The 14,367-nt window shown below is 50.6% G+C and carries 12 protein-coding genes and 1 other RNA gene; all 13 read left to right on the forward strand.

Features of this window, described 5'->3' with window-relative positions; genetic code table 11:
- The first annotated feature begins 57 nt into the window (after positions 1-57).
- The 13 genes from Q0612_RS04240 (at position 58) to Q0612_RS04300 (ending at position 14,367) form a co-directional block, all read left to right on the forward strand.
- Positions 58-993, forward strand: a complete 936-nt coding sequence (locus tag Q0612_RS04240) for an ABC transporter substrate-binding protein (RefSeq protein ID WP_298881164.1) — start codon at positions 58-60, stop codon at positions 991-993.
- A gap of 18 nt (positions 994-1,011) precedes the next feature.
- Positions 1,012-1,743 (forward strand): hypothetical protein, encoded by a 732-nt coding sequence (locus tag Q0612_RS04245; protein WP_298881166.1) that lies wholly within the window; start codon positions 1,012-1,014, stop codon positions 1,741-1,743.
- A gap of 156 nt (positions 1,744-1,899) precedes the next feature.
- Positions 1,900-2,283 (forward strand): lipopolysaccharide assembly LapA domain-containing protein, encoded by a 384-nt coding sequence (locus Q0612_RS04250; protein ID WP_293721609.1) that lies wholly within the window; start codon positions 1,900-1,902, stop codon positions 2,281-2,283.
- Complete coding sequence (recJ, locus tag Q0612_RS04255) at positions 2,280-4,634, forward strand: single-stranded-DNA-specific exonuclease RecJ (RefSeq protein WP_298881169.1); 2,355 nt, start codon at positions 2,280-2,282, stop codon at positions 4,632-4,634. Before Q0612_RS04250 ends, recJ begins: the two co-directional genes overlap by 4 nt.
- Before the next feature lie 25 nt (positions 4,635-4,659).
- Entirely contained in the window at positions 4,660-6,909 is a 2,250-nt protein-coding gene (locus Q0612_RS04260; protein WP_298881171.1) for a bifunctional (p)ppGpp synthetase/guanosine-3',5'-bis(diphosphate) 3'-pyrophosphohydrolase, read from the forward strand.
- Complete coding sequence (gene dtd, locus Q0612_RS04265) at positions 6,906-7,355, forward strand: D-aminoacyl-tRNA deacylase (RefSeq protein ID WP_298881173.1); 450 nt, start codon at positions 6,906-6,908, stop codon at positions 7,353-7,355. The genes Q0612_RS04260 and dtd overlap by 4 nt, the downstream gene beginning before the upstream one ends.
- A gap of 37 nt (positions 7,356-7,392) precedes the next feature.
- Positions 7,393-8,019 (forward strand): MBL fold metallo-hydrolase, encoded by a 627-nt coding sequence (locus Q0612_RS04270; protein ID WP_298881175.1) that lies wholly within the window; start codon positions 7,393-7,395, stop codon positions 8,017-8,019.
- 6 nt (positions 8,020-8,025) lie between these two features.
- On the forward strand, positions 8,026-9,096 hold the full coding sequence (locus tag Q0612_RS04275; RefSeq protein ID WP_298881177.1) for an AI-2E family transporter: 1,071 nt from the start codon (positions 8,026-8,028) through the stop codon (positions 9,094-9,096).
- Positions 9,097-10,563, forward strand: a complete 1,467-nt coding sequence (gene hemZ, locus Q0612_RS04280) for a coproporphyrinogen dehydrogenase HemZ (protein ID WP_298881178.1) — start codon at positions 9,097-9,099, stop codon at positions 10,561-10,563.
- Between the two features lie 32 nt (positions 10,564-10,595).
- Entirely contained in the window at positions 10,596-11,855 is a 1,260-nt protein-coding gene (gene hisS, locus Q0612_RS04285) for a histidine--tRNA ligase (RefSeq protein ID WP_298881180.1), read from the forward strand.
- A gap of 15 nt (positions 11,856-11,870) precedes the next feature.
- Positions 11,871-13,667 carry an aspartate--tRNA ligase gene (aspS, locus tag Q0612_RS04290; protein ID WP_298881182.1) on the forward strand — a complete coding sequence of 599 codons (1,797 nt, stop codon included), beginning with the start codon at positions 11,871-11,873 and terminating at the stop codon, positions 13,665-13,667.
- A 143-nt stretch (positions 13,668-13,810) separates the two neighbouring features.
- Positions 13,811-13,994: non-coding RNA, 6S RNA (ssrS, locus tag Q0612_RS04295), on the forward strand.
- A 73-nt stretch (positions 13,995-14,067) separates the two neighbouring features.
- On the forward strand, positions 14,068-14,367 hold the full coding sequence (locus Q0612_RS04300; protein ID WP_293813224.1) for a type II toxin-antitoxin system RelB/DinJ family antitoxin: 300 nt from the start codon (positions 14,068-14,070) through the stop codon (positions 14,365-14,367).

The following is a 14,367-nucleotide window of genomic DNA, read 5'->3' on the forward strand; positions in this document are numbered from 1 at the left end:
TAGCGGGTTCTGTTTCATTCCTATTTGTGCCGAGCCCCGCGCGGCATGGAGATTATTATGAAAAAAATTCTGTTCTTAGTTTGCCTGCTGCTGTGTCTGCTGCTTGCCGGCTGCGGACCGCAGGAAAAGAATACCGCCGACAGCGGTAAGGTTTTGTACACGGTGACGGATGCAACAGGCACCAAGCTGAGCTTCAGCGAAAAGCCGCAGCGCATTGTGAGCCTGAACGTATCTGCCGATGAAATTTTGCTGGATATGGTTGACAGTAAGCGCTTGGCAGCCTTGTCGCTGCTGGCTGACGATTCCGGTATCTGTAGTGCCGGTGACAAGGTTAAATCCGTCAAGGGCAGAGCGCAGGGCAGCAATCTGGAAAGCGTGTTGGACATGCAGCCCGATCTGGTTATTATCCCGGATTATACCGTGGAGCCGATTCAGGGACTGCGCAGCGCCGGACTCAAGGTTTATGTGTGCCATACGCCGAATAATGTGCAGGATATCTTCAAGTTTATCAAGGAAATCGGCTCTGCCGTAGGCGAAGAAGCCAAGGGCGAGGAGATGGCCAAAAACATGGAAGCACAGCTGGAGGCTGTGCGTAAGCAGGCACTGCAGGCTGCAGGCGATAGGCCGCTTAATGTACTGGCGCTCTCCTTTACCGGACCGCTGGGCATGAGGGGTACCTTCAGCGGCCTGTGCTATTATGCAGGCGTACATAATGCGCTGGACGGCATGGATATTCCGTATCAGGGGAACCTGTCGGAGGAAAAAATGCTGGAGCTTAATCCGGATGTGATTATTACGCCAAGCTGGGATTACAGTAAAAAAGGCAACCCGGAGCAATTCCGTCAGCGCTTTTTACAAAATCCGGCCTATAAAAGCATTAAGGCTGTAAAGAACGGCCGCGTACAAAGCCTGCATGACAATTATTTATACAGTACTTCGCAATATACTGTTAAGGCTGTGCAGGAGCTGGCACATGCCGCTTACGGAATTTAGTTAGGAGATGCAGTGGCAATGAGATTGCTCAAAACAATTGGTCTGACACTTTTATTGGCAGTGGGAATGCAGCTGTGTGCTGCTGCCGAGCAGCAGGAAGCGTTTTATACAGGTGAAAAAATTAAGGGCTACGATAAGGGCAGCTTTGTAATTTTGGAGGCTGATGATATTAACTTCCGCAGTGCTGCCAAGGACGGTAATGTTTTGAAGGTGCTGCCGCACCATTCGCTGCTGCGTGTTATTGGTCAGAAGGGCGATTGGCTACAGGCAGAATCAGATGGTGTGGATGGCTTTATCTATGCACCCTATACTGTTGCCGGCAGCAGAGATGAGCTGACGCAGGAGGATTTTGCTCTTGGTTATGCTGCGCTTGGGAAGCAGTTTGATGAGCAGGAGGCCAAGGAACGTCTTGGTGCTGTCAAGCAGGAGCAGGTAGATAAAAAGCGCAAACAGATTAAATACACCTACGAGGGTGCAGTAATCAGCGTTGCCCGCAAAAAACAGTCAGTAGAAGCAATCCGTGTGGTTGATCCCAAGTATATTACGATGCGCGGCGTAAGCATCGGGGACAGTGCCGGCAGAGCTGTAGGACAGTACGGCCTGCCTGATGCGGTTGTTTATGCTGCTGATAATACTACCTACGAATATTTTTGGCAGGACGACAAGGAGCAGCCGTTGCGTTTTGCGCTGGAGATTGACAAGCAGAGCCGTGTGACAGCCTTTATCTTGGAGAAGCTGAAGGAAAAATAACAGTCTGCCGTCAGTCTTTGCGGACTAAATAAAATCAGGCCTTAAATGAGCATGTATACACTAAAAATCCTGCTTCATAAGCAGGATTTTTTTGTGTGCTGGCAGAATTATAACAGTTATAATATATTAAAATTTATACTAAAGGAGTTGAGCTGAATGCCGTTTTTAATCTTAGTTATAATTATTTGTATGATAGTAGCATTGTTTGCCGTGCAGAATGCGGTAGCAGTGTCCTTGAACTTTGTTTTCTGGAGCTTCAGCGCTTCACTGGTGCTGGTAATACTCGGTGCGTTTTTAATGGGCGTGCTGGTTGCCACCTGCTTCTTGCTGACAATGAAGGCCAAGCATTATCTGAAGGATAAAAAAATGCGTGAGGAAATGCAGCAGCTGCAGGCAGAAAACAAACGCCTGCAGGAGCGCGTTGCCATGCTGCAGCACACCCAGCTGTTGCACAACGAGGCGGCACAGGCAGATGCTGCCAAGCAGGCAGAGCCGGCTGCAGCGGAAAAGACTGCTGCCGAGAGCGGTAGCCGCCAATGATGCACAAGGAACGAATTTGGGATATAAAAGAATATAACAGTCAGATGGCAGACTATTTGGCGGAGGAGCTGAATATTTCGCCGATGGTCACCGGTATTTTATTGGAGCGAGGTCTGCAGAATGCTGATTCTATGCGTGCTTTTCTCTATGGTAGCGTTACGCCCTTTCATGATCCGTTTTTGCTGAAGGACATGCAACGCTCTGTTGAGCGTATAGAGCGGGCCTTGGCGGCAGGCGAGCAGATTACAGTTTACGGCGACTATGATGTGGATGGAATCAGTGCCTCCTCTTTGCTGTATCTTTATCTGAAGCACCGTGGCGGCAGAGTTGCTACTTACATTCCACAGCGTAAAAGCGAGGGCTACGGTCTTAATGATGAGGCACTGAGGAGCATTGCCGAGAACGGGACAACGCTGGTTATTACGGTGGACTGTGGTATCAGCGGTCTGCACGAGGTAGCCAATGCGCCGAAGTCTCTGGATATTATTATTACGGACCACCATACGGTGCCGGAGGTTCTGCCTCCTGCTTACGCAATTATCAACGCTAAGCAGCGTGACTGCGGCTATCCGTTTAAGCATTTGAGCGGTGTAGGCATTGCCTTCAAGCTGTGCCAGGCGCTGGAGCAGCGTGAGCCGGGCAGGCTGCCGGCGTGGCAGGGACTGACAGAGCTGGCGGCACTGGGAACGGTAGCGGATATTGTGCCGCTCATCGGCGAAAACCGCGAGCTGGTGCGCCGTGGCTTGAAGGCAATGGAAACAACGAAGCTGGTTGGCCTGCGTGCTTTGATTAAGGCCAGCGGCTGTCCTGCAACGGGCATTGCTTCCGATAACATCGGCTTTGGTCTGGCGCCGCGCCTGAACGCCGTGGGCAGGCTGGAGCATGCGCAGCTGGCGGTGGAGCTTTTGGTAACCGACGACAGCGTTAAGGCGGAGCAGATTGCCGCCGAGCTTAACCGTGAAAATACTCTGCGTCAGGAAATCAGCCGTCAGATTATGGATGAGGCGGAAGCACAGCTGGCGCAGGAAAAGCATATTGATACGGCAATCGTGCTTGCTTCCGAAGGCTGGCATCAGGGCGTTATCGGTATCGTGGCGTCGCGCCTGGTAGACAAGTACCACCTGCCGACGATTCTTATCAGCCTGAACAACGGAGTTGCCAAGGGCAGCTGCCGCAGTATTCCGGCGCTTAATCTTTACGAGGCGATAGATGCCGAGCGTGATTTGCTGACGCAGTACGGCGGTCACCATCAGGCAGCGGGCCTCACGTTGCCGGCAGAGCTGTTGCCGGAATTTAAGCGCCGTTTCCGCGAATACGTTGCGCAAAAGCTGCGTCCGGAGGATTATCTGCCGCATCAGGCCATTGACTGTGTTTTGAGCGGCAGCAGTGAAATCAGCATCAGGGATTTGGAGCAGCTGGCGCTCTTGGAACCCTGCGGCTGCGAAAACCAGGCACCTGTATTTGCCTTCCGTCAGGCGCTGCTGCATAATCAGCGCGCTATGGGCAAGGAGCGCAATCATCTGCAGTTTGTGCTGGATAAGGGCTACAATTCTTATCGCGGACTGATGTGGAATAATGCGGATTTGTTGCCGTATATGTTTGAAAATATGGTGGCTGATGTTGCCTTTCAGCCGAAAATAAATGTCTGGAATAATGAAACGAGTGTACAGCTGCAGGCTGTAAGCATTCGTCAGCAAATGACGCTGGGGGATATGCGTCAGGCTGCCGATGATAAATGGCGTCTGCTGCTGGGATTGGCCAAGGTGCATAACAAGGTGCTTGCTTATACAGAAGATAAGCAGTCGCTGCCCGCCGAGGTGCTGCAGACTGCGGGGGATTATCTGGAGCTGGCTTCCTATGAGGAGGCTGCCGGGTTGAGTAAGGAAAGGCTGCAGCAGGCCGAAGAAATAGTGCTGCTGGATTTGCCTGCTTATCCGCTGGCGGATATTATGCGCAGACTGCGCCGACAGGGAGCAAAACATGTGACCATGCTCTTTAATCAACCGGATTTGCAGGAGCAGCTGCAGCGCCTGGCTTTGACGCATCCGGACAGGGATGCGATGATGCAGGCCTATAAGCTGGTGATGAATGCACTCAAAATGCGGACGACCGTGAGCATCGATGAGCTTTTGTCTGCTCATGCGGAACAAATAAGTGAACAAGCTGTAAAAATTATGGAAGAGCTTGGCTTTATCCGCTATAATAATGGTATAATAGAAAAAGCTGCTATTAAACGCTGCTCGCTGGAGGATGCACCCCTATATGTAACCCTGCAGCAGGAAAGAGAGCGTTTGGAGCACATTTATAAAGAAAATTACCGCCTGAGTCAGCACGAGTTGTTGCGCTGCTGATGAAGTGCAGATGGGAGTGGGGAGAATGCCCTCGACAAACGCAATAACTAATATTACTGATATAGATGAATTGTTTGCGCGTATAGAAGAATATCTTACGCCGGAGCAGGTAGCTTTTGTCCGTAAGGCCTATGAGCTGGCAGCCAAGGCACACGCTGCGCAGACACGTAAATCCGGTGAACCGTACATCATCCATCCGATTGGCGTTGTAAGCATCCTTGTGGGATTGCAGATGGATGATAAAACACTGGCTGCTGCCTTCCTGCATGATGTGGTAGAGGATACGGATTACAAGCTGGAATATATCAAAGAGCAGTTCGGCACCGTAGTAGCAAACCTGGTAGACGGTGTTACCAAGCTGGGCAAAATCGAATATATTTCCAAGGAAGACCGCCAGATTGAAAACTATCGCAAAATGTTTTTGGCGATGGCACGCGATATCCGTGTGGTACTGATTAAGCTGGCTGACCGTCTGCATAATATGCGAACGATGAAGTATATGCCGGTGCATAAGCAGCAGTCTATTTCCCGGGAAACATTGGAGATTTATGCGCCGTTGGCACATCGTCTTGGTATCTATACCATTAAATGGGAGCTGGAGGATCTGGCATTCCGTTATATGGAGCCGGATATTTATTACGACCTGGTAGAGCAGGTAAAAATAAAACGCCGTGAGCGCGAGGATATGATTAACGAGGCTATGACAACGTTGAAGGACGCTGTCGAGAAGGCCGGTATCCGCTGCGAAATTCAGGGCAGACCGAAAAACTTTTACAGCATTCATAAGAAAATGCTGCGTGACCACAAGCAGCTGAGCGAGATTTATGATCTGCTGGCTATTCGTGTGCTGGTAGATACCGTTAAGGACTGCTATGGAACGCTGGGTATCGTACACAGCATGTGGCGTCCTATTCCGGGCCGCTTCAAGGACTATGTAGCGGTGCCGAAATCCAATATGTATCAGTCCTTGCATACTACTGTGCTGTCTAACGGCGGTCAGCCGCTGGAAATTCAAATCCGCACCTTTGAGATGCATCGCATCAGCGAATACGGTATCGCTGCGCATTGGCGCTATAAGGAAAGCGGCGGCAGCAAGCCTTCTGCTAGCGGTGATAAGGGTTTTGATGCCAAGCTGAGCTGGCTGCGTCAGCTTTTGGAATGGCACAAGGATATGAATGATTCGCGCGACTTTGTCAACACGGTCAAGATGGATATCTTTGCCGATGAGGTTTTTGTCTTTACGCCGCGCGGAGATGTTATTGACCTGCCTGTAGGCAGTGTTCCGATTGACTTCGCTTACCGCATCCATACGGATGTAGGCAACCGCTGCGTAGGTGCCAAGGTCAACGGACGCATTGTACCGCTTGACTATCAGCTGAAGAACGGCGATATCGTAGAGGTTATCACCTCCAAGCAGTCCAATGGCCCGAGCCGTGACTGGATTAACGTTGTCGGCTCTTCGGATACACGCAATAAAATCAAAAGCTGGTTCAAGAAGGAGCGCCGTGAGGAAAATATCATCAAGGGCCGTGAAATGCTGGAGCGTGAGGTTAAACGTCTCGGCTACGAGCCTAAGGTGCTGATGGCTCCGGAAAAGCTGAAGGAAGCAGGCAGCAAAATCCGTATCGATTCCGATGAAAATTTGCTGGCAACACTTGGCTATGGCGGTGTTACGCTGAACACGGTTATGTCCAAGCTGGTAGAGGTCTATAAAAAAGAGCAGAAGCTGGAAACCACCAAGGACCTGGCGCAGGTACTGGCAGAGCTGAAGCCGCGCAAGTCTAAGGCTAAGGCCAGCCACGGCATTCTCGTTAAGGGCGAGGAGGGCATCATGGTTAAGCTGGCGCGCTGCTGCAACCCGATTCCCGGCGACCCGGTTATCGGCTATATTACACGCGGCAGCGGTATTTCCGTACACCGTGCGGACTGCCCTAATATCCTGACCAATAATCCCGAGGAGCAGCGTCGCTTAATTGAGGTTGCCTGGGATGTAGGCATTGATGATGTCTATAAGGTTAACATCGTGATTACGTCCGTAGACAGAACAGGACTGATGAGCGATATTATGAATGTGACTAGCGAAACGAAGATTAATATTTTCTCGCTTGCATGTCATACAGATAAGAATAAAATTGCTACCATGCACATGGGACTTGATATCATGAGCCTGGAGCAGCTGGAGTATTTTATGAACCGTATCCGCCGCATGAAGGGTGTTTATTCTGTTGAACGCCTGATTTCTACGGCGAACGGCAGCGGAGGCAAGAAGAAATGAGAGCAGTTGTGCAGCGTGTAGACCACGCCAGTGTTACTGTAGATGAAAAGATTACCGGCGAGGTACAGAAGGGCCTGCTGGTGCTTCTGGGTGTCGCTGAGGGCGATACCGATAAGGATTTGGCTTATATTATCGACAAGGTTTGCGGTATGCGCATTTTTGAGGATGAGGCAGGTAAGATGAACCTGTCGGTGAAGGATGTTGGCGGTGCTATTCTGGCGGTTTCGCAGTTTACCCTGTGCGGTGACTGCCGCCACGGCAAGCGCCCGTCCTTTACGGCGGCAGCGGCGCCTGATGTGGCCAATGCCTATTATGAGCGCTTTGTCGACGGCTGCCGTAAGGCAGGCCTGCCGGTAGAAACAGGCATTTTCCGCGCGCATATGCTGGTAGAGCTGGTGAACAACGGTCCGGTAACTATTTTGCTGGACAGCACGAAGCTGTTATAATTATATTGTGCATAGATTTATCAACGGAGGTTGAAGAATGAAGATTTATCATGTTGAAGCAGGTATGCTTGCTACCAACTGTTACTTTGCTGTAAATGAAAACATTGGCGAAGGTGTTATTTTTGATCCGGGCGGAGATTACCCGACCATCAAGAGAATGATTGAGCAGGCTAAGGCCAAGGTTGTCGCTATTGTGCTGACTCATGGCCACAGCGACCACATCGGTGCGCTGGCAGAGCTGCGCAAGGCTACCGGTGCGCCGGTATATATCGGCGAGGATGATGCCGACTGCCTGACACAGCCGAACAGAAACCTATCCTTCTTTATCGGTGAAGAATTGAAAAATGAGCCTGCAGACCACCTTGTACATGACGGTGACGTGCTGGAGCTGGCAGGCATGAAGTTTGAAGCCTTTGCTACGCCGGGACATACCAAGGGTGGCTTCTGTTATTACTACGCGCCGGGCAAGGTAGTTTTTGCCGGTGATACTATTTTCTGTGAATCTATCGGACGCACCGATTTGCCGGGAGGCAGCTACAGTGCTATCATTAAGTCCATCAAAGCAAAGCTGATGGTGCTTGATGACGATGTTAAGCTGCTGCCGGGGCACGGACCTACTACTACCGTGGGCTGGGAGCGTCGCAGAAACCCGTTTCTGCAATAAAACATCATGCTGAAATATTGGCCTCAAATACGTAAAAGCACCTTTTTTAAGCTGGGTGTTGTTACGGCAATCTCTTATGTTTTATATTTAATGGCTGGCTTTTTACTGCCGCTACTGCTGGCAGTAGGCTTGGCCTTTGCACTTTATCCGCTAGTTAATGCTATCGCGCAGGTGCGCATGGCGCATGGCATGATTAAGCTGTCACGTGTGGTGGCGATTATCCTGGCGTTACTGGCCTTTTGTATCTTTATTTTTATGATTATCGGCTTCATTATTTTGCCGCTCTTCGGGCAGATGAACGAGTTCCTGCAAAAGCTGCCGGCATTGGCCGCCAAATCCAATATTCAGGATTTGGACAGCATGCTTAAGGACCCGTCTACTATTCCGCTCTTGCCGTCCGACTTCAATATGCTGGTCAACGGCCTGCTGAACTGGGCGATGGGCTTTGTGGGAACGGTGCTGCGTAATCTTGTCCAGTCCAGCCTGGGAATTGTGCAGAGCTTGATAGGCCTGATTATCGTGCCCTTCCTTGCCTTTTATTTTCTTAAGGACTGGCGTGAGCTGCGCTTGATGGTGATTAATCTGTTCAACTACGACGCGCAGGAGAAGGCGGCGGAGGTTGTGGACGAAATCGGCAGAACCATGAGCGCCTATGTGCGCGGTATGGGCAAGCTGAGCCTGATTTCCGGCTTCGTTATTACCATCGGCACGGCTTTTTTGGGTATTGACTTTCCGCTGGTGCTCGGCTTTTGGGCCATCCTTGCCGAAACGGTACCGGTAGTCGGCCCGTTGATGGGCGCTGTGCCTGCTGTATTTATTGCCTACGGTCAGGCGCCGGAGGCTGCCTTCCATGTAGCGCTTTTTTATCTGGTATATTATCAGCTGGATGCTAATTTTATTATGCCTAAGCTCATGGGACAGAAGATTGATTTGCATCCTGTAGTTTTGATTATCAGCCTACTCATCGGTGCTAAGCTGTTCGGTATTCTCGGTATGGTCTTTGCCGTGCCGGTAGCAGCAATCTACAGAGTGCTGTACAAGCAGCTGTGGCATGCCGGTGAAGGACGGGAGAATTAAATGTTTTTTTGCTTACGTAATACATTGGAGCTTGATGCTGCGCGGCCTGTGAGCGACATGGCCGCATTTTTTGGCTATCAGCCGGCTCCGTCCGCTGCGCTGACGCTGACGCTTGCGCGCGAGCACGGCTGCGTCAGCGCCTGCCTGCAAGGTGCGGAGCAAAGCTTTACAGCGAGCGAGCCCTGCAGCGAAGCTGCGGCGAGCGGCGAGGTAACGCGTTGCGTGAAGCTTGTCGTGCTGAAGGTTTTTGCCGAGCTTACCGGTCTGCAGCCTAAGCTGCCCTGGGGCATTCTCACAGGCGTGCGCCCGACGAAGCTGGCGCATAAGCTGCTTGACAGCGGCGTAGAGGCTGCAGCCTTGCCGGAATATCTGAGCGAAAATTATTTGCTGCCAATGGCGCAGGGAAGGCTGCTTGCGGACATTGCTCTGAAGCAGAAGCATATCCTCAGCGACAGTACGCGCCTTACGGATACCGGTATTTATATCGGCGTGCCGTATTGTCCTTCGCGCTGCAGCTATTGCTCGTTCCCGGCGGGAATTGTGCCGCAGGATGAAGAATCTCAGCAAAACTTTGTAAATATGATTGAACAAGACCTGCAAAATGTGGTACAATTAATAGGTATGCATAGCTTGCGTGTAAAATCACTTTATATCGGCGGCGGTACGCCTACGAGCCTGAGTGATAAGGTATTTGCACGTCTGCTGCAGGCAGTGGAACGAAAACTGCTGCAAAGCAACTGCGAAGGCTTGCAGCATCTGCGCGAGTTCACGGTAGAGGCCGGTCGCCCGGACTGCTTCAGTGCCGCTAAATTGGCGGCGATGGAGGCGGCGGGGGTGAAACGCATCAGCGTCAATCCGCAGAGCTTCCATGATAAAACGCTGCAGCTGATTGGCAGGCGTCATAGCGTCAGGGATTTTTACAATGCCTATGAGCTTGTGCGCAAAAGCCGGATTCCTGTTGTGAATGTTGATCTGATTATCGGTCTGCCGCAGGAAACGGAGCAGGAGATTGCATATTCTCTGGAGCAGGCAGTGGAGCTGGCGCCGGAGAATCTTACTGTGCATACGCTTACGCTGAAGCGCAGCGCGCCGCTCTTTCAAAAGCAGGAGCAGGCAGTGCTTACTACGCAGGCAGCGGAAAAAATGGTGCAGCGGGCCGCTGAGATGGCAGCTGCGATAGGGTTAGAGCCGTACTATCTGTATCGCCAGCATTATATGCTGGGGCATCTGGCAAACATCGGTTATGCCAAGCCCGGTACGGAAAGTATCTATAATATCCAGATGATGGAGGAACGTCATCCGGTGATTGGTGTGGGACCTGCATCTGCCAGCAAGGTGCCTTTGCCTGACGGACACCATCTGCATAAACTGAATATGCCGAAAAATGTGGCAGTGTATGGGGCGCGCCTGCAGGAGCTGGCAGAGCGTCGCCGTGATTTGTTTAATATAGAAGGCACAGACCTGTAATAGGCGCAAGTGCCGTTAGGAGAGGATAGACTATGCTGACAACAGCACCCAGAGGTACGAAGGATATTATGCCTTCTGACGTTAACGCATGGCGTTATCTGGAAGAAACCATGCGCAAGATTTGCGCACAATATGGCTACAAAGAAATCAGAACTCCTGTGTTTGAGCATACAGAGCTGTTCCAACGCGGTATCGGTGATACCACCGACGTTGTTGAAAAGGAAATGTATACCTTTACCGACCGTGGTAACCGCAGTATTACCCTGCGTCCGGAAAACACCGCCAGTGCTGTCCGCGCTTACGTTGAGCATAAGCTGAGCAAGGATGACGCTGCCACGAAGTTCTATTACATCGGACCTATGTTCCGTTATGACCGTCCGCAGGCAGGCCGTCTGCGTGAGTTCCACCAGTTCGGTGTGGAAGCTTTGGGCGTAACCGGTCCGAATGTCGATGCGGAAATTATTCTGCTGGCTGTGCAGGTACTGCAGAGCCTGGGCCTGAAGGATTTGAAGCTGAAAATCAATTCCGTAGGCTGCCCCAAATGCCGTCCGCAGCACAGAGAAAAGCTGCAGGCTTTCTTTAAGCCTAATTTTGACGAGCTGTGCAAGGATTGCCAGGGCCGCTTCGACCGCAATCCGCTGCGCCTTTTGGACTGCAAAAATCCGCATTGCCATGAGCTGGGCGAGGGCGCACCGAGCCTGGAGGAATGCCTGTGCGATGAATGCAAGGAACACTTTGAGGGCCTGAAGCAGCTGCTGACCGCTGCAGGTGTTGAATATGAGGTTGACCACAATCTTGTGCGTGGCCTTGATTATTATACAAAAACTGCTTTTGAAATCCAGTACGCTCCGCTGGGCGCACAAAGCGCTGTTTGCGGCGGCGGCCGTTACGACGGACTGGTACAGGAAATCAGTGGTGACGAAGCCCGCCCCGGCATCGGCTTTGCTATGGGTATGGAGCGCGTGCTGCTGGCTCTGGAGAAGCAGAATCTGCTGCCCGAATTTGATGAAAGCATTGACGCATATGTTGTCTGCCCCAAGCAGGAAAACTTTGCGCTGGCCTTCAAAACCGCCATTGATCTGCGTCGCGCAGGCTTTAAAGTTGAATACGACTTTAACGGCCGCAGCATGAAGTCCCAGATGAAGCAGGCCAACAAATTCCAAGCTAAGCAAGTGTTAATATTTGGCGAGGATGAGCTCAGCCGTAATGCCGTTACTGTGCGTAACATGGCAACAAGCGAGCAACATGAAATCGCTGTTAATGATATTATTAGTTATTTCAATACTTTATAAGTAGAGGTGCTAAAGATGATTAATGAAAAACGCAGCCATCATTGTGGTGTGCTGACCAAGGAGCAAGCCGGCGAACAGGTTGTACTGTGCGGCTGGGTTGCTAAACGACGTGACCACGGCGGATTGATTTTTATCGATTTGCGTGACCGCAGCGGTATCGTGCAGGTTGTTGCCGATCCCGAAAGCGCAGGCAGCAGCTTCAAAACTGCCGAGGACATCCGTAACGAATATGTTATCAAAGTAATTGGTAATGTACGTCTGCGTGATGAGGACACCATCAACGAAAACATTCCTACCGGTACTATCGAAGTACTGGCACATGATATCGAAGTGCTGAACGGTGCTAAAACTCCTCCGTTCTACATTAAAGACGGCATTGACACCGATGAAAACCTGCGTCTGAAATACCGTTATCTGGACCTGCGCCGTCCGGAAATGCAACGCAATCTGATTCTGCGTCACAAGGTTGCTAAGCTGATGCGTGACTATCTTGATGATAATCATTTCCTCGAGATTGAAACTCCGATGTTGTGTAAATCCACTCCGGAGGGTGCTCGTGACTACCTCGTTCCGAGCCGTGTAAACCCCGGCAAGTTCTATGCACTGCCGCAATCTCCGCAAATCTTTAAACAGCTGCTGATGGTAGCTGGTATGGAGCGTTATTTCCAAATCGCACGCTGCTTCCGCGATGAGGACCTGCGTGCTGACCGTCAGCCGGAATTCACCCAGCTGGACATGGAAATGTCCTTCATGGAAGTTGACGAAATCCTGGAGCTGATGGAAGGCTTAATCCACCACATCTTCAAGGGTGCTCTGGGCAAGGATATCCAGATTCCTTTCCAACGTCTGACCTGGGACGATGCTATGGATCGTTTCGGCAGCGACAAACCGGACCTGCGCTTCGGCATGGAGCTGAAAAATGTCAGCGAAGCTGTTAAAGGCTGCACCTTCCAGGTATTCAACAATGTTATCGCTAACGGCGGTCAGGTAAAATGCATCAACGTTAAGGGTTATGCAGATATTCCGCGTCGTCAGCTGGACGAGCTCGTTAAATTCTGCGGCATCTACGGTGCTAAGGGTATGGCTTGGCTGCAATTCCCGGCAGAAGGCGGCGTAAAATCCTCCATCGCTAAATTCTTCAGCGATGAAAACATTGAAGCAATCAAAAAGGCTGCTGAAGTTGAAGCAGGCGACCTGCTGCTCTTCGTTGCTGATAAACCGTCCGTAGTTGCAGCTTCTCTGGGCGCACTGCGTATCGAAATGGCTAAACGCCGTGGTCTGATTGATCCAGATAAGCTGGCTTTCACCTGGGTTGTTGACTTCCCGATGTTCGAGTACAACGAGGAAGAAAAACGTTATGTTGCAATGCACCATCCGTTCACCGCTCCGCGTGACGAGGACCTGCCGCTGCTGCTGACCAACCCCGGCAAGGTATATGCTAAGGCTTATGATATGGTTCTGAACGGCACCGAAATCGGCGGCGGTTCCATCCGTATCCATCGCCGCGACGTACAGAAGAAGGTATTCGAAGCTATCGGCCTGTCCGATGAGGAAGCACAAGAGAAGTTTGGCTTCATGATGAACGCATTCGAATACGGTGCTCCGCCACACGGTGGTCTGGCATTCGGTCTTGATCGTCTGATCATGATTATGGCTCAGCGCGATTCTATCCGCGACGTAATTGCTTTCCCGAAAACTCAGAGCGCATCCGATCTGATGACTCAGGCTCCTAACGATGTTGATGAAAAACAGCTGCGTGAGCTGCACATCAAGACCAGCCTGCTGATGAAGAAGGACAAAGAAGACAAATAAGCACTTTAGACCGCTTCTGTCAAGAGGATAAAGCAAAATAAATATTCAAAAATTTTTAATGGAAGCGTTGAAAAACGCTTCCATTTTTGGTATTATATGTATGTCGATAGAAGTTAAAGACAATTGAAGAATAGTTGTTAATTATACCCCTGCGATGTTCGTTACATTGCTCCAAAGGTTTTGAGCCAACACTCTAACCTAGGGAGCCTGATACTCCTTCTTTCAAAAACATGCCTCCTTTGAGTGGACGTTTGCGATTGGTAGGGAAGGCACCCACCTGCACATGCAGGTTCAAAACACGGAGCTGGACGGCATTGTGGGGATTAATTTTTGCCAAAAATCAATGTATTGCGTTTTGCAATACATTGATGCTATAATGAGTGTGAAAGGTGGGATTACTATGGTAGCCAAAAGTGCAAATGTAAGTGTAAGAGTTGAGCCTGATATTAAAGCTCAGGCAGAGGCAATCTTAGAACAATTAGGTATTTCTGCATCATCGTTTATTAACATGACTTATAGGCAGGTTATCCTGAAACGTGGTATACCTTTTGCTGTTACCATACCGCATAGCTTGCCGACACGCGATTCTATGAGTGATGAAGAATTTGAGCAAATGATTAGTGCCAGCTTGGAGCAGGCTAAAAGAGGAGAGAGTATTCCTTTTGGAGAAGCAATGGATAAGCTTATGCGAGGTCTGTAG

Origin of the sequence: uncultured Phascolarctobacterium sp., assembly GCF_937920985.1 — a bacterium.
Classification (GTDB): domain Bacteria; phylum Bacillota; class Negativicutes; order Acidaminococcales; family Acidaminococcaceae; genus Phascolarctobacterium_A.

Excerpts from the sequence above, each read along its gene's own strand:
- Q0612_RS04240 (WP_298881164.1), top strand. The coding sequence starts at position 58 with ATGAAAAAAATTCTGTTCTTAGTTTGCCTGCTGCTGTGTCTGCTGCTT.
- Q0612_RS04245 (WP_298881166.1), top strand. The coding sequence starts at position 1,012 with ATGAGATTGCTCAAAACAATTGGTCTGACACTTTTATTGGCAGTGGGA.
- Q0612_RS04250 (WP_293721609.1), top strand. The coding sequence starts at position 1,900 with ATGCCGTTTTTAATCTTAGTTATAATTATTTGTATGATAGTAGCATTG.
- recJ (WP_298881169.1), top strand. The coding sequence starts at position 2,280 with ATGATGCACAAGGAACGAATTTGGGATATAAAAGAATATAACAGTCAG.
- Q0612_RS04260 (WP_298881171.1), top strand. The coding sequence starts at position 4,660 with ATGCCCTCGACAAACGCAATAACTAATATTACTGATATAGATGAATTG.
- dtd (WP_298881173.1), top strand. The coding sequence starts at position 6,906 with ATGAGAGCAGTTGTGCAGCGTGTAGACCACGCCAGTGTTACTGTAGAT.
- Q0612_RS04270 (WP_298881175.1), top strand. The coding sequence starts at position 7,393 with ATGAAGATTTATCATGTTGAAGCAGGTATGCTTGCTACCAACTGTTAC.
- Q0612_RS04275 (WP_298881177.1), top strand. The coding sequence starts at position 8,026 with ATGCTGAAATATTGGCCTCAAATACGTAAAAGCACCTTTTTTAAGCTG.
- hemZ (WP_298881178.1), top strand. The coding sequence starts at position 9,097 with ATGTTTTTTTGCTTACGTAATACATTGGAGCTTGATGCTGCGCGGCCT.
- hisS (WP_298881180.1), top strand. The coding sequence starts at position 10,596 with ATGCTGACAACAGCACCCAGAGGTACGAAGGATATTATGCCTTCTGAC.
- aspS (WP_298881182.1), top strand. The coding sequence starts at position 11,871 with ATGATTAATGAAAAACGCAGCCATCATTGTGGTGTGCTGACCAAGGAG.
- Q0612_RS04300 (WP_293813224.1), top strand. The coding sequence starts at position 14,068 with ATGGTAGCCAAAAGTGCAAATGTAAGTGTAAGAGTTGAGCCTGATATT.